The 16,335-nt window shown below is 57.1% G+C and carries 15 protein-coding genes and 1 tRNA gene; 6 read left to right on the top strand and 10 right to left on the bottom strand.

Annotated features, from left to right (window positions below; all coding sequences use genetic code 11):
* Positions 1 to 213: 213 nt before the first annotated feature.
* A complete protein-coding gene (locus HMPREF2836_RS02425) occupies positions 214 to 762 on the top strand; it encodes a GTPase (RefSeq protein WP_070629366.1) in 549 nt (182 codons plus the stop codon).
* Positions 763 to 810: 48 nt separating this feature from the next.
* The gene (locus tag HMPREF2836_RS02420) at positions 811 to 1,857 is read left to right on the top strand and encodes a D-mannonate dehydratase (RefSeq protein ID WP_070629365.1); all 1,047 of its coding nucleotides are present in this window, start codon (positions 811 to 813) and stop codon (positions 1,855 to 1,857) included.
* Between the two features lie 24 nt (positions 1,858 to 1,881).
* Here the strand turns inward: HMPREF2836_RS02420 and HMPREF2836_RS02415 are convergent, their stop codons facing one another.
* Positions 1,882 to 2,514 (bottom strand): LysE/ArgO family amino acid transporter, encoded by a 633-nt coding sequence (locus HMPREF2836_RS02415; RefSeq protein ID WP_070616220.1) that lies wholly within the window; start codon positions 2,512 to 2,514, stop codon positions 1,882 to 1,884.
* A 208-nt stretch (positions 2,515 to 2,722) separates the two neighbouring features.
* Between HMPREF2836_RS02415 and HMPREF2836_RS02410 the strand changes: the two genes are divergently transcribed.
* Positions 2,723 to 3,640, top strand: a complete 918-nt coding sequence (locus HMPREF2836_RS02410; RefSeq protein ID WP_070616219.1) for a LysR family transcriptional regulator ArgP — start codon at positions 2,723 to 2,725, stop codon at positions 3,638 to 3,640.
* Between the two features lie 198 nt (positions 3,641 to 3,838).
* Here HMPREF2836_RS02410 and HMPREF2836_RS02405 read toward each other — a convergent pair whose 3' ends face one another.
* Positions 3,839 to 4,153 (bottom strand): cell division protein CrgA, encoded by a 315-nt coding sequence (locus tag HMPREF2836_RS02405; RefSeq protein ID WP_005507388.1) that lies wholly within the window; start codon positions 4,151 to 4,153, stop codon positions 3,839 to 3,841.
* A gap of 158 nt (positions 4,154 to 4,311) precedes the next feature.
* On the opposite strand from HMPREF2836_RS02405, the gene HMPREF2836_RS02400 reads away from it, so the two are divergent.
* The 3 genes from HMPREF2836_RS02400 to HMPREF2836_RS02395 are packed head-to-tail and all read left to right on the top strand — an operon-like array spanning position 4,312 to position 5,890.
* Positions 4,312 to 5,061, top strand: a complete 750-nt coding sequence (locus tag HMPREF2836_RS02400) for a class E sortase (RefSeq protein ID WP_005508087.1) — start codon at positions 4,312 to 4,314, stop codon at positions 5,059 to 5,061.
* A gap of 19 nt (positions 5,062 to 5,080) precedes the next feature.
* Positions 5,081 to 5,242, top strand: a complete 162-nt coding sequence (locus HMPREF2836_RS09290; RefSeq protein ID WP_005508086.1) for a hypothetical protein — start codon at positions 5,081 to 5,083, stop codon at positions 5,240 to 5,242.
* A gap of 15 nt (positions 5,243 to 5,257) precedes the next feature.
* Complete coding sequence (locus HMPREF2836_RS02395) at positions 5,258 to 5,890, top strand: aminodeoxychorismate/anthranilate synthase component II (RefSeq protein ID WP_070616218.1); 633 nt, start codon at positions 5,258 to 5,260, stop codon at positions 5,888 to 5,890.
* Between the two features lie 196 nt (positions 5,891 to 6,086).
* On the opposite strand, the gene pknB is transcribed toward HMPREF2836_RS02395, so the two are convergent.
* The 8 genes from pknB to HMPREF2836_RS02355 all read right to left on the bottom strand — a co-directional run bounded on the left by pknB (position 6,087) and on the right by HMPREF2836_RS02355 (position 16,267).
* Positions 6,087 to 8,144 (bottom strand): Stk1 family PASTA domain-containing Ser/Thr kinase, encoded by a 2,058-nt coding sequence (gene pknB, locus HMPREF2836_RS02390; RefSeq protein WP_070629364.1) that lies wholly within the window; start codon positions 8,142 to 8,144, stop codon positions 6,087 to 6,089.
* A gap of 47 nt (positions 8,145 to 8,191) precedes the next feature.
* A complete protein-coding gene (locus tag HMPREF2836_RS02385; protein ID WP_070616216.1) occupies positions 8,192 to 9,949 on the bottom strand; it encodes a protein kinase domain-containing protein in 1,758 nt (585 codons plus the stop codon).
* Complete coding sequence (locus HMPREF2836_RS02380; RefSeq protein WP_070629363.1) at positions 9,946 to 11,388, bottom strand: peptidoglycan D,D-transpeptidase FtsI family protein; 1,443 nt, start codon at positions 11,386 to 11,388, stop codon at positions 9,946 to 9,948. Before HMPREF2836_RS02380 ends, HMPREF2836_RS02385 begins: the two co-directional genes overlap by 4 nt.
* Positions 11,381 to 12,841 carry an FtsW/RodA/SpoVE family cell cycle protein gene (locus HMPREF2836_RS02375; RefSeq protein WP_005507381.1) on the bottom strand — a complete coding sequence of 487 codons (1,461 nt, stop codon included), beginning with the start codon at positions 12,839 to 12,841 and terminating at the stop codon, positions 11,381 to 11,383. Before HMPREF2836_RS02375 ends, HMPREF2836_RS02380 begins: the two co-directional genes overlap by 8 nt.
* The gene (locus HMPREF2836_RS02370; RefSeq protein ID WP_070629362.1) at positions 12,834 to 14,621 is read right to left on the bottom strand and encodes a PP2C family protein-serine/threonine phosphatase; all 1,788 of its coding nucleotides are present in this window, start codon (positions 14,619 to 14,621) and stop codon (positions 12,834 to 12,836) included. Before HMPREF2836_RS02370 ends, HMPREF2836_RS02375 begins: the two co-directional genes overlap by 8 nt.
* A gap of 3 nt (positions 14,622 to 14,624) precedes the next feature.
* Positions 14,625 to 15,089 (bottom strand): FHA domain-containing protein FhaB/FipA, encoded by a 465-nt coding sequence (locus HMPREF2836_RS02365; protein ID WP_049328057.1) that lies wholly within the window; start codon positions 15,087 to 15,089, stop codon positions 14,625 to 14,627.
* Positions 15,089 to 15,952, bottom strand: coding sequence for an FhaA domain-containing protein (locus HMPREF2836_RS02360; RefSeq protein WP_049338188.1), 864 nt, complete (start codon positions 15,950 to 15,952; stop codon positions 15,089 to 15,091). The genes HMPREF2836_RS02365 and HMPREF2836_RS02360 overlap by 1 nt, the downstream gene beginning before the upstream one ends.
* Before the next feature lie 228 nt (positions 15,953 to 16,180).
* Positions 16,181 to 16,267: transfer RNA gene (locus HMPREF2836_RS02355), tRNA-Leu, on the bottom strand.
* Positions 16,268 to 16,335 lie beyond the last annotated feature (68 nt).

The following is a 16,335-nucleotide window of genomic DNA, read 5'->3' as shown; positions in this document are numbered from 1 at the left end:
GCGTTCACTGTATGGTTTTTGGATAACAATCCAATAGGCAATAAAAAGAGCCCGCTTACGCGGGCTCTTTTGCTTTAACAGCTAAAAGCTCGAAAAGGGGCAGACCCGTATGGGTCTGCCCCTTTTTTTGTACCCTCATATCCCTTAACGAGGGAAATGAAGGAGGAAGGAATATCCCCTCCAGAGAGGAGCGCACTGGGATAGAGTAGAACCATGCACTACCCCATGTTCTCCCACGCACCAGAGCCAGTCGATCAGCAGCGCCAACACAACGGTGAAGAACGAACGGTAGCACTCTACGTAGAGAGCACACTGGAGCCTCACGAAACCTGGGCGGCACTGACCGAATACATTCACCTCTGGTGGCCCAGGCAACTCCTACAGAGCGAGGAAAGCCATATCGACCTCTCCACCGAGCTACTGCTCGAAGAGACCGCAGACGGGGATATTATTCCTGTCGCACGCACTATCCAATGCGAGAACGAAGACGTCCTCACCATCGCACCCTACCCGGGTACACGCCTGGGGCGGCTCATGGGCGTAGCTGAAGAATCAGAAGAAAGCCTGAGCTTCATCCTGGATGCTCTAGCCCCGGAGACTGCAGAAGGACCGTTATCCCTGCTCGAAATCAGTAGCGGTACCTACACGGGTCGTGAGGACGAGGAGCTGGGCATCTACGAGGAACAGGAAGAAGCAGCTGCCCTCCTTATGGGTGCCTACAGCCGCTTTATCGGAGCTGAACTCCAGAAGGAAGAACTATAGGGGCCTTCGGATAAAAGAGGTTCTCAGCCCCCTGTAGAGTTGTATGTCATGAGCACACAGGACCAGAACACCCCGCAGCAGAAGGACGCACGCCCCATCTGGGCGCGGCGGTGCGCTAAAGCCACTGCAGAAGCGGTGCAACCTCAGCATTACACCAGGGCCGACATGCTGAAACAGAGCAATATCTGGTTCCGTAAACAGGGTGTTCCCCTCATTATCCCTGCGCGTCAACGTGCTCTAGAGGCTTTCCCACGCTCCGTGCCGTGGATCCTGTGGGCTGGCATCATGCACATCTGCTATATCTTCTTGCGCGACATTCTCCTCCTCGTAGTAGAGGATGTGAAGGGTTCCCTACCGAACTACATCAAAGCTCTCACAAGCGATAGCGCCCTCAGTAACGAAGTACTCCCAGTGCTCGTACTCGGTGGGATTTTCCTCGTCATGCCGATCATCTCCGGTGTGTTCATTACTCTTGCCCACGTGCTGATGGTCCGCATCCCGCGGTGGGTTCAAATCACCACGGGTATTCTTACCGTACTTTTTGCCGGCATACTCTTTACCGCCGGTGTCTTTGCATCCAGCACCCTCGATGGCCTCGACTTCGTCTACGACGGTTCCCAAGTCTTCCCGCTCATCGTTGTGGGCATCTACCTTGCCATCTTCCTTGGTATAGACACCATCCTAGGGTGGTCCTTCAAGCACGCCATCCACCAGCTCGCCTCCCTGCCGCCCATGATTGCGAAAGTACTACCCGTACTCATGGTCTCCGTACTCTTTATCTTCGTGAACGCAGACCTCTGGAAGCTCGCCAACGGACTCAGCTTCCCGCGCACCTGGGCGGTTCTGGGCCTCATGGGGCTACTTGCCGTGTTCGTGGTCGTCACAACCTCTCTGGAGCGCACAGCGCGCCTGCTGGGGCGCTCCAGAGGCGACGAAAAATACGCCCGAAGCTTCCTCAAGCCCATGATTGAGCGGATCAAGCACATCCTGATCATTCGCGATATCTACCTGGGCCTACTCATCATGCCCAAAAACGAAGTGCTCATACCCCTCGAAGAGGAGAAGAGCACTGAAAAAGAGACTGACAAAGTATAAAGAGGCAAGTCAGGGGGATAAAAGCTAGTGAGTCGACAGGTTCATCGTCAGCAGGTTGAACACCAGGTACGCCATCAGAAGAGCAGTCGCACCATCCAAAACACGCCACGCTGAAGGGCGTGCAAAGAGCGGACGCAACAGGCGCGAACCATAGCCCAGCATCAAAAACCAGATTAAGCTACCGCAGCAGCACCCCAGGTAGTACCACCAACGGCCAGGATCGCCCTGGGCATTCGCCAGCGAACCCAAAAGAATAGTCGTATCTAACCACGCCAGCGGATTCAAATACGTCACCGCCGCCGTGGTCAGCAGAGCCGCCTTCAACGATTGAGAATCACCCTCCGCATCATCAACCACAATCGAGTGCGGAGTAAACACGCGGCGGCCAGCCTTAAAACCAAACCACGCCAAAAACGCCGCACCCACATAACGGAACACCTCAATAAACCACGGCGCCGCATCCAACAGGGCACCCAGACCCACAACGCCCAAACCAATCATCAGAGCATCCGACAGAATGCAGAAAATAATAATCGGGGTAATGTGCCGACCCAAAATACCCTGACGCAGCACAAAAGTTCCCTGGGCGCCAATAGCCGCTACCAAAGAAATCGTGGTGGTAGCACCCAGAAACAGCAGGGAGAGGGATGCGGACATCGTGAAACTTTCTATGTTGATCAAATGGGGTATGAACCCGCGTACGCAGTGGCGGGTAGCGGCTCTCTTACTACCAGCTTGCCAGGCAAAGGCCTGTGACGCAGGGATAAAGCCTGCGTTAGCTGAAGTGTGAAGTGCCAGAGACGAGAATACGGGAAAAAAGACCCTAAATCTATCTAAATATTTTCACACTGCGTAAGATATTCTTATGACACGTTTCAGTACCGACCAGCTCACCACCTTCGCCACCGTCATCGAATACGGTACCTTCGACGCAGCGGCAGATATCCTGCGAGTGAGCCCCTCCGCCATCTCCCAGCGCATCAAAGCCATGGAACAGATCGCCGGAAAAGTCCTGGTACGCCGAAGCAACCCCGTCACCCCCACCGACGCCGGACAAAGCGTACTGCGCATCGCCCGACAGAGCGAATTCCTGCAGCAAGAAATGGAACGCGAACTCATGGGCGCCGGCGGCTTCCAGAGTGTCTCCGTTGCCGTCAACGCCGACTCACTCGCCACCTGGTTCCTCGACGCAGTAGGAACCCTCAGCCGCGAAGACAGTATCTTCTGCGACCTGCGACGAGAAGGCGAATTCCACTCCTCCGCCATGCTCCGATCTGGAGAAGTCATGGCAGTCATCACCTCCAAACCCGAAAAAATCCCCGGATGCTCCGTCGAAACCCTCGGCGTGGCACGCTACTGGTGCGTTGCCACCCCCGACTACGTACAGCGGTACCTGCCCGGCTGGCCCAAGACTATGAGTCGCGAAGAGCTCAACCGTGCCCCCGTCGTCGAATACGATCGTAAAGACTTTGTGCAGGATGTGGCACGAGCCCTCATTGAAAAAGAGGTAGGTCTAGAGGCTGAAGAAACCTTCATCCAAAGCCCCACCATCTACATTCCCTCATCTCCGGACTATGCGCGAGCCGTCAGTTCCGGTATTGCCTGGGGTCTCATTCCTGAGGCGCAATGCGCCGAAGAGCTCGAAAGCGGGCATCTCGTGAAGCTTGCCGCAATACCGGTAGAATTCCCCCTCTACTGGCAGCGGTGGAACATCAACTCGCCCGTTATGGAGACCGTAACCCGCCGCGTCCACGAAGCGGCGCGAGGCGACCTGATCTACTAAAGGGTTCATTGAGCCAAGATCCTGAGATTAACTAAATTGTTAAAAATATATGTCTGACTAGACTATATTCTTATATAAGAATATAAGAACTGGGTAATAAAACCCTATAACACCCCACCACACATAGAGAGGCGGCCGCCCCACACGGGACGGCCGCCTCTCTATAAGCTCTAACGCCTAAGTCATAACGCCTAAACTCTAGCGCCAGCGAGTCATCATCAGCATGCTCACCATCATGGCGCCCACACCAACACTCACATTCCACATACCCAAATCAGGAATCGGGAACAGGCCCTGCGTAATGTAGAAAACAATAATCCACAGAATGCCCACCGCTAACAGCGAGAACATAATCACGCGGTACCACAACGGAGTCTGCTCCTTCAGCTGCGTGCCGCTCTCCATCTCACGAGCAATCTCACGCAGACGCAGCTCGCTCGCATCCTCCACCTCAGACTTAGCAGACTTCTGAGACTTCTTCTTGGACGATGCCTTAGCCGAGTTGGTCGACATACTTCCTCCGCTTATTGTTGTATGGGTAACCTAAAAATATATGTTCACACCTATCTTTGCAGACTTACGGGATGATTTCACCTTCTCCGTGCGTTGAAAGATAAGGAACGCCACCCGGCGCCCAAGAACATACCAACCCAAAGGACAAAGGAGAACGCATGAGCCAAGGAACGGCACCCACCGCAGAGCGCCGCCCCCGCACCGTGCTGCACTGGATTATCCAGATTACAGGCGAACTCCTTATCACCGTCGGCCTCCTGCTATTGCTCTTCGTCGCATGGCAGCTCTGGTGGACCAACATCGACGCCGACCGCACCCAATCCCAAGCCGTCAGCACCCTCGTTCAGGAATTCGACTCCAACCCCGCCGAACCCCTCCCCGACTGGGACCCCAACACCCCTCCCGCAGGTCTGAGCGAACCCGGCCACGGTGAAGTCTTCGGCGTCGTCTACATCCCCAAGTTCGGATCCGACTACCAGCGCCCCGCCACCCAGGGCACCAGCTCCGACGTGCTCGACTCCCTCGGACTCGGCCACTACGAAGGAAGCGCCATGCCCGGACAGGTCGGCAACTTCTCCCTCGCAGGCCACCGCCAAACCCGCGGTAAAGTCCTCAACGATATCGACCTGCTCACCGAAGGCGACCACATCTACGTGCGCACCAAAGACGGCTACTACACCTACACCGTCTACAGCCACGAAATCGTGCAGCCCGACCAGGTAGAAGTCATCGAACCCGTCCCCGGACAGCCCGGCGTAGCACCCACCGAGCGCCTCCTGACGCTCACCACCTGCCACCCGCGCTACGGTGACACCGAACGATACATTGTCCACGCCCGCCTCGAATCCTGGCGGCCCGCCGCAGCCGGAGCACCCGCAGAGATTGCCGCCTCCGTAGCAGGATCCTAAATCAGAGAGGAAAAGCAAGATGTACGCATGGATTTTCCGCCACCTCCCCGGCCCCCTGTGGGTTCGCATCATCATCGCCATCGCGCTGATACTCGCCGTAGTCTACCTGCTCATGGAATTCGTCTTCCCCCACTTCGCAGAGTACGGCCCCTTCAACCTGAACGTCACCATCAACCATTAGCGCTAAGGACGTGCCATGACCCGCATCCTTGTCATCGACAACTACGACAGCTTCGTCTTCACCCTCGTCGGCTACATCCAGCAGCTCGGCGCTGAAACCACCGTCATCCGTAACGACGAATACGAACTCGACGAAGTTATCAAGCTCGCCGAAGAACACGACGGCGTGCTCGTCTCTCCCGGCCCCGGCGCTCCCGCAGAAGCAGGCGTCATCATCGACACCATCCGCTGGGCTGCCGAAGCGAAGAAGCCGCTACTGGGTGTCTGCCTCGGCCACCAGGCCATCGCGGAAGCATTCGGCGGCACCGTCACCCACGCCCCCGAGCTGATGCACGGCAAGACCTCCCGCCTCGTGCACGAGAACGTCTCCGTGTTCAAGGACGTGCCCTGCCCCTTCACCGCGACCCGCTACCACTCCCTGGCGGTCGTACCCGAAACCATGCCCGACGTCCTGGAAACCACCTCCACCACCGACAACGGCATCATCATGGGCCTGCGCCACCGCGAAGCCCCCATGCACGGCGTGCAGTTCCACCCCGAATCGGTCCTGACCGAAAGCGGATACCTCATGCTCGGCAACTGGCTCGAAGAAACCGGCCTGCAGGGAGCCGCAGAACGCGCTAAGAGCCTCTCACCCCTCATGGCTTAGTAAACTTTAGCTTGGGCCGCCATCAATGGCTTATATCGCCTCCAGAAGCCCCGTAGCAGGTATGCTACAGGGAAACTGGAGGCGATAGCTATATCTGGACCCCTAGCTACGAGCAAGCCCAGATACACAAAAAGGGGCGACGCCCCACACCCAATGGTGTAGAGCGCCGCCCCTTTTTGCTAGCCGCTAGAACCCCTTAGCGGGCGTTAGCGTTTGCGTTGTTCGCATTGGTATTCGCGTTAGTACCCTGAATCGTACGGGTACCCGCAGTAGCGGACGCAGCCGGTGCCGGAGTAGCCGTAGCGGTAGAACGCTGCTGGTTACCAGTAGTAGCGTTCTGGTTACCGGTTGCTGCCGCAGGCTGAGTAGCCGCAGTAGTCGGAGCGGTCGTCTGAGTCGGAGTAGCAGCCACACGGATCGTCACAGTGCTGTTCTGAGCCACCAGAGTACCCGCCGCAGAGCTCTGCGAAAGCACAGTGCCCGCAGGACGCTCGTTAGTCTGAACAGTCTCGATGTTGGTGTTCAGCAGAACATCCTGAGCGGTCAGAGCAGCAATCGCCTGATCCTTAGTCAGACCCACCAGCGAGGGGACCTTCACCTTACCGGAAGACAGGACAATGTTCACGGTGCTACCAGCCTCAACGGTCTGAGCGCCCTTATCGTCGGTCGAGCCCTTCTCCGGGGACAGCTCCACAACCATACCCGCAGGAACGGAAGCGCTCTCCACGGTGGATACGCGACCATCTACCAGACCCAGGTCCTTCAGAGCGTTACGGACATACGCCTCACTCTGACCCTGCAGGTTATCCGGCAGCTTGACCTTCTCCGGACCGCTCGAAACGGTCACAGTCACGGTCGAACCCTTGTTAACCTTCGAACCAACACCAGGCTCAACGCTAATCACGTCGCCCTTCTTGATGTTGTCAGAGTAAGCCGTACGGTAATCCAGCACGAAGCCCAGGTTACGCAGCTGGTTATCGGCATCATCGCGGGAAACATTCACCACAGCCGGAACCGAAACCTGCGGAACCTCATTGAGCTTGTTCTGATAGTACAGAACCGAGCCGACACTGAAAACCAGCAGAGCAGCAATCAAAGTGCCCAAGAGGAAGCGAACCCACGCACGCTTACGCGGTGAAGACTCATCGTACTCCGCGTACTCCTCAACGTCGTACAGCTCCTCATCGTCTTCATACTCGAAGAAACCGTTAAGGCCGCCGTCCTCCACCGAGGCCTCAGTAATCGAGGTGGTGTACGGGGCGTAATCCTCACCCAGAGAAGCGGTAGTCGCCGAAGGCACAAACGCAGTAGTCATCGCTGCATCCTGAACCACGGTCTCTTCACCCGGGCGAACAACCGACACCAGAGCCTGAGCGAACTCAGCCGCGCTCTGATAACGCTCATCCGGGTTCTTCGCCAGACCCTTCAGAATCACAGCATCCAGACCAGCAGGAACCTCAAGCGGGGTGAACTTGCTCGGAGGCTCAGGAATGTCAGAGAGGTGCTTAGCCGCCAGATCAACATTCGACTCAGCATCGAACGGAGAACGACCAGCAATCATCTCGTAAATCACGCAAGCAGCAGAGTACAGATCGCTACGGGCGTCAACATCCTTGCCGCTCACCTGCTCAGGGGACATGTAGCGTGCGCTACCCATCACCACATTAGCCTTGGTCAGCGCCTCGCCAGCTTCCTCAATGGCACGGGAGATACCGAAATCCATGACCTTAATCTGGCCCGGCTGACCCTTAGCGATATCCTCACTGGTACGGTCCAGCACCATAATATTCGCCGGCTTAATATCGCGGTGAATAATGCCCATCGAATGGCTGTACTGCAAAGCACCCAGCAGCTGCTCGGAATAACCCAAAGCATCACGGACCGGCAGGTGGCCGCCACGGGACAGAATGGAACGCAGAGTATGACCCTCCACGTACTCCATCACGATATAAGGAATAGCGGTGCCCTCTTCCGAAGAATCAGACTCCTTGCCATCCTGCGAGGGGTTATACGAACCGGTGTCATAGACAGCAACAATCGCAGGATTGTTCAGAGACGCCACAGCCTCCGCCTCACGCTTAAAGCGTGCGCGGAACGTATCGTCCTGGGCCTGCTCCGGGCGCAGAATCTTAAGCGCAACCTTGCGGCCGAGGCGAGTATCCTCAGCAGCATAAACGGTTGCCATCGCACCGGTACCGATTACCTCGAGTACCTTGTAACGGTTATCAACCGTGTCGGGAACCGACAGGTCCATAAGTTCTCCTGGATTACTAAGACTAAAACTAAATCAAAATGTAGGGGCTAACGCGCCGACGCGGAAGCGGAAGCAGAAGCCGACGCAGACGGTGCAGCAGAAGCGCTCGCACTCGAACCCCTACCCGAACTGGAAGAGGCCACATACATGTCTACATTACTACCAACCGTGACCTTGGTGCCAGATGAGGGGGTAGTACGAAGCACCGTACCGGGGGCCGCCGTGTCCGAATTCTCATAATGCAGAGAAACGTTCACACCCAGAGCAGCAACAGCCTTCGACGCCTCATCAACGTTCTTACCCTCAAGGTTCGACGGCAAAGTTACTGACTTCGGACCGGTCGAATAGCGAACAGTCACGCTATTACCCTGCTCCAAAGTACCCGTCGGAGAAACCGAAATCACCGTGTTCTCCGGCTGAGTCGACTCAACACCCTCAGTCTTGGGGGATAAGCCAAGGTTCTTCAGCTCGTTCACCGCATCCTGCAGCTCGCGACCCTCATAGTTAATCGCGTTGACGGTCACCTTCTGCTTAGCGGCACGGGCAGAAGCAGACTCAGCCGGCTCCACCGTCGAAACGGTACCCGTGTTCGTCGGAGCAACAGACGAAGAAGCGCTCGGAGCCGGATCAGACGAATCGCCACCATTATTAGAGGAAAGGACCGTCCAAATACCGCCGGCAATCAGCACGATTGCCAGAAGCAGAGCAACCCACATCCACACGTTCGAGCCACGCTTCGCTGCAGGAGCAGGAGTAGCCTTCACGCGACCCGATACAGGACGCATCGTCTGCTCACTCGTGCGAGGAATCGGCGCCGTCGTCGGCTCCGGCGAGAAACGACCACCAGAACCGAAACGCGGAGTAGCAGAAGCACTAATCGGCTCAGCCGCAACATCCATAGCGGTCATCGCGACAGTAGCGTCGTCAGCGTTCTCCTCAGCCAAGAACTGAGCCAAAGAAGGAACAGCCTTCACCGCAGCCTTCAGGTCGCGGCGACGAATCGCATCCACCGCAGACGCCAGAGCGGTCGCATCCTTAGGACGCTGAGCCGGGTCCTTAGCCAGCAGGCACATAATCAGCGCACGAGCAGGAGCCGGAATAGTCTCCGGAAGCGGCGGCGGCGGATCATTCACCTGAGCCAAGGCAATCGCAATCTGCGACTCACCCGTAAACGGACGACGACCCACCAGGCACTCATAACCAATAATGCCCAACGAGTACATATCCGACGAGGCGGTAGCCGCCTGACCGGTCGCCTGCTCCGGCGCCAGGTACTGGGCGGTACCCATCACCTGGCCGGTAGCCGTCAATGGCACCTGGTTAGCCAGACGAGCAATACCGAAATCGGTCACCTTCACACGGTCATCCGGAGTGATGATGAGGTTACCCGGCTTCACGTCACGATGCACCAGACCCTGCGAATGAGCCGCAGCCAACGCGCGAGCGGTCTGAGCAATAAAGTTCAGAATACGGTCCGGCGGCAGGGTAGTCTCATGCTCGATGATGCTCGAAAGCGGATTACCCGGCACCAGTTCCATGACCAGGTACGCGGAGTTGTCCTCCTCACCGTAGTCGAAAACATTCGCTACGCCGGGGTGGTTCAACAGCGCCGTATTACGGGCCTCAGCGCGGAAACGCTCCAAGAAGCCCGGGTCACCGGTGTACTCCTCCTTGAGGATCTTGACCGCAACGATGCGCCCAAGCACCTTGTCGCGAGCTTTCCACACCTCGCCCATACCGCCAATCGCGATACGTTCGGTTAGGGTGTAGCGCCCGCCCAAAGTGATATCAGCCGCAGGCCTCACTTGTTCAACACCGCCTCAAAGAGTTGCTTACTAGTACTGGTTGCCAACTGGGCACCGGTCGCCACGTCAATATCCTCATAAACCACAGCAATCGCAATCTGAGGATCATCAGCCGGCGCGAAACCGGTAAACCAAGAATTATTCAAACCTGCCGTGGTCTCCGCGGTACCGGTCTTACCCGCCACCTTCACACCGGAGACACCAGCATTACGTGCAATACCATTATCAACCGCATTCACCATCCACTGCTTCACCTGGTTGGCAATTTCAGGGCTAGTGGACGTACGCAGCTTCTCAGGAGAGAACTCCTGCAAAGTGCTCAGGTTGCTGGTCTTCACCGAACGAATCAGGTTCGGCTTCATCTGCACGCCGCCATTTGCAATCGCTGCAGAAGTCATCGCCACCTGCAGCGGAGTGGTCTTCACGTCGTACTGACCAATCGCCGACTGGGCCAGCTGGCTCTGCGTCAGATTCGACGGGAAAGACGACTTAGAAACCGTCAAAGGAATCTTCAAATCCTGGCCGTAACCAAAATTCTGAGCGGTCTTCGCGATACGCTCCTGACCCAAATCCATCGCAATCTGCGCAAACGGCGTATTACAGGACTGAGCCAAAGCCCACTCAATCGTCGCCTGAGTGCGGGTCGAACACTGACGACCGCCCGTATAGTTCGGCAGGCTGATGTTCGTGCCCGGCAGCGGCAACTGCGCGGGGTTCGCAATGACCGAAGATGCGTTGTACTTGCCGGACTCCAGCGCCGCCACCGCATCAATAATCTTGAAGGTCGAACCCGGCGAATAGGTGTTACCCGCAATCGCACGGTTAAACAAGGGGCTGTCCTCATCAGAAGTCAGCGCCTGGTAATTCGCCAACACCGAAGAGCTCGTATGAGACGACAGAAGATTCGGATCATAGGACGGCGAAGAAGCCATCGCCAGAATCTCACCGGTCTTCGGGTTCAACGCCACCACAGCACCCTTACGGCCCTGCAACGCGTTGTAGGCAATATCCTGAAGCTTCGAATTGATCGTCAGCTCCACGCTAGCGCCCTGCGCGGAAGAACCACTGAACAGCTGCGCCACACGGTCATAGAACTGGCTATCGCTCGTGCCCGCAAGCTCCTTATCCATAGCAGCTTCCAAACCGGTCGCGCCATAAATCGTGGAGAAGTAACCCGTCAGAGCCGCATACTTGAGCGGGTGGTTATACACACGCTGGTAGTTGTACTCATCATCGGACTTCACCGACGAAGCAATCTCCGTACCATCAACCACGATTGAGCCACGTGCCGAACCGTAATTATCGTAGAGAGCTCGGGAATTCCACTGATTATTCATCAGAGTCTTCGAATCGAAGAACTGAATATAGCTGAGGGTGCCCATCAGCAGGACAAACACGCACGCGGCAGACATCCACATGCGGCGAATAGCCCTATCCATTCTTCTCACCTCCAGAATCCTTAGCCGTAATACGCGCCAGAACGCTAGTAGCACCCTCCGGCTCGTAGCTAGTGTCCGCATGGTCAATACCCTGCGGAGCATCATAACCAGCCACCAGGTGAGGTGCGCGGGCACTATGAGAAATAGACAACCACAGCGCCACAATAATCCAGTTAGCCACCAACGAGGAGCCACCGGCAGACATGAAAGGAGTCGTCAGACCAGTCAGCGGAATCAAACGAGTCACGCCGCCAATCACCACGAACAGCTGCAAAACCATGACCGTAGACAGGCCAGCCGCCAACAGCTTGCCGAAACCATCACGAGTACCCAATGCCGCACGGTAACCGCGCGAAACCAGAAGCATGAACATCATCAGGATGGCACCCAGACCCACCAGGCCCAGCTCCTCACCCAACGAGGAAATAATCATGTCCGAATTAGCGTACGGGACGAGGTTCGCGCGGCCCTGGCCCCAACCGCGGCCAAAAAGACCGCCGTAAGCCAGACCGAAAACGCCCTGCAGAATCTGACCCGAACCGCCAGGAGACGCCTGGTAAATCTCCGGATCAAAAGCATGCACCCACGCATAAATACGGGCGTGCACGTGCGAGACATAGTGGTACGCGAAATAGCCACCCACAGCCATGCCGATACCCGCAACCACCAGCCACGAAATACGGCCGGTCGACAGGTACAGCATCGCCATGAACAGGCCAAAGAACATAATTGCCGAACCAAGGTCCTTCTGGAACACCAGAACACCCAGGCTCACAATCCACGCCAAGAACACCGGCGCCAAATCACGCAGACGCGGCAGATTGATAGGGCCGATGCGGCGGCCAGCCACCAGAATCAGGTCACGGTGCGTCGCCAAATAGCCGGCGAAGAAAATCGCCAAAGTAATCTTCGCGACCTCACCCGGCTGGAACGTGCGGTTACCGATATGAATCCAAATACGAGCACCATTGAGCTCCATACCCAGACCCGGAACCAGCGGCATGATAAGCAGGATCATCGACAGCACCAGGGAGGTGTACGTGACCTTACGCAGCAGGCGGTAATCCCTGAGCACGAACACGATAATCGCGCACAGCACCATCGACACGCCGGTCCACATCAGCTGACCGTCACCCACTGGAGCCGCAATCTGCGGATCCAGGCGATAAATCATGGTCAAACCAATGCCGTTCAGAGCCACCACCAGCGGCAGAATAAACGGATCAGCATAACGCGCACGGAACTGCATGACCAGGTGAATAAGAAGAGCACCGGCACCCAGCACCACCGTGCACGGCAGCCACTGGCTCTTCGACGTATCAAAAGCATGCTCCGGATCAATCAGGTACATGCCGAACGAGCTGATACCTACCGCCAAAACCAGCAGGAAAAGCTCCGTGAAACGGCGTGCACGAGGCGCATCCGACTCACGACGGAACGAGAACTTAGCCATTGTTCTCACCGCCTACCGCAGCAGGAGCCTCCGAAGAAGCCGGCTCAGGAGCCGGGGATGCCGAATCAGAGCTCGGTGCCCCAGAGCTCGGAGCCTCACTGGGAGCCTCAGAGCTCGGGGAAGCAGATGCCGAGGCAGACGCAGATGCCGAGGCAGACGCGGAAGCAGACGCAGCGGCCTGTTCCGCCTTCTCACGAGACTGATCTGCCTGAGTCTTCAAACGAGTCACAATCTGGTGCGCATCATCCAGGTCCTTCGCCGTAATCGCATTACGCAACAAAGAACGCGTATGATCGCTCAACTCACTCGTAGGAATATCGGTATTCTCCACCACGTGAGAAAGACGAATCGGACCCAACGCATGCGGAATACCGTTGTACACCGCAACCGTGCCGTCACTCTCACCCACATAGTAGCTACGCTCCACATAGCGCAGACCGGTCCACGCAGCCAGCGTCACAATAGCCGCAACCAGCAGAGTAATGAACAGGCGAATCGACCACGACCGCGGACGCGAACGCTCAACAGTATCCTCAGCGATCAGCTCCTCCAGCTCAGCCGGCAAGGTCGCCTCATCAGACTCAACCTTCAAAGGCACACGCTGAGCCACCGTCGCACGATGCTCCAGGGTACGCGAAGTCACCGCCGGAATCATGCCGGTCTCAGTAGCCACCGAAGCGGCACCAACCAGCTGATGCGGGCGGGAACCCAATTCGCTACGCAAGATCGCAGCATTCGTAAGAGCCGCATCCACGGCGTTATCGTACGTACCGATATGGTGACGCACCGCCCCAGAACCACTGTGCAACAGGGTTCCAGAGAAGTCACGAGCACGACGGAAACGGCGCAACGACCGACGATGAGGCTCCTCAGAGTCCTCATCATGGTGCGCACCCAAAATAGCCTCAGCAGCCTCAGCCGTAGCAGCAACCTCGGGAAGCTTCTGAGTATTCGTGCTGACCTCCTGCTCCGCCACAATCGAATCAGGCAGAGCAGACTCAGGCAGGCTCGAAGGACCCACCGGCTCATCCACCGGCAGAACCTCACGGTCAATCACCTGCAGGGACACAACCGTCACGTTATCCGGAGCGCCACGCTCCAAAGTCATCGCAATCAGAGTGTCAGCAATCTCAGATAGGTCATCGGTAGAACGCATCACCTGCTCAATCTCCGATAGGGACACCACAGCATCCAAACCGTCAGAAGAGAGCACCCAGCGCTCGCCGGGAACAGCGTCCAGAGTCTTCAACTCCAGCTCAGGGGACGCGTCAACGTCACCCAGAACGCGCATAATCACGTTCTTATGCGGGTGGTTCTCCGCCTCCTGCGGAGTAATACGACCCTCATTGAGCAGACGCTGCACAAACGTATGGTCAGTAGAAATCTGCTCAAACTCACCATCAGCACCCGGGCGCAGACGATACGCACGCGAGTCACCAATATGAGCCAGCTCAATACAATCGCCATCAATCAGCAGGGCAGTACAGGTCGTACCCATACCCGCCAGCTGCGGGTCATTCGCCGCCAGCTCATTAATAATCAGGTTCGCACTCTGAATCTCATCAGCCAGATAAACGCCGCCAGTACCATCCTCAAAATCAGGGTGATCAAGCGGAGTCAGATTCAGAACCGTCGTAGCCGACGCGACATCGCCGCCTACGTGGCCGCCCATACCGTCAGCAACGACAGCAAGGAAACGACCACCGTAGCCGGAGTCATCATTCTTCGAGCGTTTCAGACCCGTATCAGAGCGGGCCTCAAAACGAAAAGCAATCTTCATACACTAGCCCCTCAACTGCATGGTGGTACCGCCAACGCGGAAATCATCACCGGGCTCAATCGGGGTCGCACGAGTCAGACGCTCGCCATTGACGAACGTACCATTAGTAGAATTCAAATCCTCAAGGAACCAACGGGAACCCTGAGGGAACAGGCGCGCATGGCGACCCGAGGCGTAATCATCCTGCAGGGACACCTCAATGTCATTAGCGCGGCCAATAGTAATCGGGTGGTCCCCCAACTGCATCATCGCGCCAGCCTGCGCCCCCGCAGTAATCACAAGCTGCGAAGGACGAGTCGGCGGAGGCGCAATATGGGTAGCCTCCGGAACCGCATCAACCGGTGCCGCACGATAGTTCTTACCCAAACCAAGGTCACGGCGAGCCGCCGAAACCACCAGGAAAACAAAGAACCAAATCAGAGCCAGAAAAGCGTAACGAAGGAGAGTAACGGTCAATTCAGACGCCATTAACGGACACCTCCGGTCGAACTATGGAAGATGATGCGGGTATTACCCATGCGAAGCAGTGAACCGTTCGCCAGCACCACCGGCGCACGCAGAGGCGCACCATTAATCAACGTGCCGTTGGTAGAACCCATATCGGAGGCGACCACCGCACCACCCTGCATCGAAAGCTGCAGGTGACGGCGAGAAACACCCTTATCGTCCAGACGAAAATCAGCATCAGAACCGCGGCCCAGCACAAACGGCAGGTGGTTCACCGGGTGCATGCGACCCTCAATCTCCAAGAAGAAACGGGGAGCCGCCGCAGGGGGCGCTACAGGCATGTTCAGGCGAGGCGCAGGAGCCTGCTGAGGCGCAGGGCTGGGTGCAGGCTGAGCCGGCTGAGCAGCCGGCTTCGTAATGCGGGTCGGCAAAGAAGACTCACGCGGCGGACGCACCGGCGCGTAGTTAGTGGCGCCGCGCAGAGACGGGGATGCCGGAGCCTCCGGTACAGAGAACGGCTCGAAAGTCGCAACAACCTCAAACTCGCCCTCAGAGAGAGAATCAAGAACGTTGAACGTCACGCGAACCGCGCCAATGAGGGTGTAACCCTGCGCGCGGGCGTGCGAAATCGCCAAATCGCACAGCTCAACAGCGAACGGGTTGCCCCACTCGCGAACGCGAGGGAAATCAACCGGTGCGAAACGGAGAGTATAGACATTAGGAGCCATAGTGCGGCCACTGCCGTCCACGTAGGACTCGTCATCCATCATGATGCGGACGCGGTTAGCGACATCCGCCTTCGCAAAGGTGCCGAAGCCCTTGGAAAGGCCGACAGTGCGGCCGATGCCTTGCTCCAGCTTGCCCAGCTTGTCGAAAAACTTCATGCCGCCTCCTTCTCAACGACCATTCCGAGCAACAGACCGCGCAAACGGTCTTTATCCGAAAGGCTCAGTTTAACGAGCGTGTCTGTGCGTTAGCTGTGTGTCCTGTGAATGAACACACCCGGTTCTATTTTAGGTGATGCACTCGCCATCGCTCTGGAACCCCGTCATTTAGCGGGGAATTGGTTATGGATATGAAAAAATCCCCGGTTCTTTCGAACCGGGGATCGTTGGTGCGCGAGGGGGGAGTTGAACCCCCACGCCCTCACGGGCACACGGACCTGAACCGTGCGCGTCTGCCTATTCCGCCACTCGCGCATGTGTCTTACGGTGTATCACCGCAGGCAACACATAAAACTATACGGACTGTATGCGGTGCTGTCCAA

Origin of the sequence: Rothia sp. HMSC065C12 (assembly GCF_001812085.1) — a bacterium.
Classification (GTDB): domain Bacteria; phylum Actinomycetota; class Actinomycetes; order Actinomycetales; family Micrococcaceae; genus Rothia; species Rothia mucilaginosa.
Note: the sequence above shows the minus strand (reverse complement) of the source record. Positions and strands in the feature narration are given on the sequence as shown.

Coding starts and splice junctions, on each gene's coding strand:
- pknB (WP_070629364.1), bottom strand. CDS start 8,144: ATGGACCTGTCGGTTCCCGACACGGTTGATAACCGTTACAAGGTACTC.
- HMPREF2836_RS02400 (WP_005508087.1), top strand. CDS start 4,312: ATGAGCCAAGGAACGGCACCCACCGCAGAGCGCCGCCCCCGCACCGTG.
- HMPREF2836_RS02420 (WP_070629365.1), top strand. CDS start 811: ATGAGCACACAGGACCAGAACACCCCGCAGCAGAAGGACGCACGCCCC.
- HMPREF2836_RS02395 (WP_070616218.1), top strand. CDS start 5,258: ATGACCCGCATCCTTGTCATCGACAACTACGACAGCTTCGTCTTCACC.
- HMPREF2836_RS02370 (WP_070629362.1), bottom strand. CDS start 14,621: ATGAAGATTGCTTTTCGTTTTGAGGCCCGCTCTGATACGGGTCTGAAA.
- HMPREF2836_RS02360 (WP_049338188.1), bottom strand. CDS start 15,952: ATGAAGTTTTTCGACAAGCTGGGCAAGCTGGAGCAAGGCATCGGCCGC.
- HMPREF2836_RS02410 (WP_070616219.1), top strand. CDS start 2,723: ATGACACGTTTCAGTACCGACCAGCTCACCACCTTCGCCACCGTCATC.
- HMPREF2836_RS02425 (WP_070629366.1), top strand. CDS start 214: ATGCACTACCCCATGTTCTCCCACGCACCAGAGCCAGTCGATCAGCAG.
- HMPREF2836_RS02380 (WP_070629363.1), bottom strand. CDS start 11,388: ATGGATAGGGCTATTCGCCGCATGTGGATGTCTGCCGCGTGCGTGTTT.
- HMPREF2836_RS02405 (WP_005507388.1), bottom strand. CDS start 4,153: ATGTCGACCAACTCGGCTAAGGCATCGTCCAAGAAGAAGTCTCAGAAG.
- HMPREF2836_RS02415 (WP_070616220.1), bottom strand. CDS start 2,514: ATGTCCGCATCCCTCTCCCTGCTGTTTCTGGGTGCTACCACCACGATT.
- HMPREF2836_RS09290 (WP_005508086.1), top strand. CDS start 5,081: ATGTACGCATGGATTTTCCGCCACCTCCCCGGCCCCCTGTGGGTTCGC.
- HMPREF2836_RS02365 (WP_049328057.1), bottom strand. CDS start 15,089: ATGGCGTCTGAATTGACCGTTACTCTCCTTCGTTACGCTTTTCTGGCT.
- HMPREF2836_RS02375 (WP_005507381.1), bottom strand. CDS start 12,841: ATGGCTAAGTTCTCGTTCCGTCGTGAGTCGGATGCGCCTCGTGCACGC.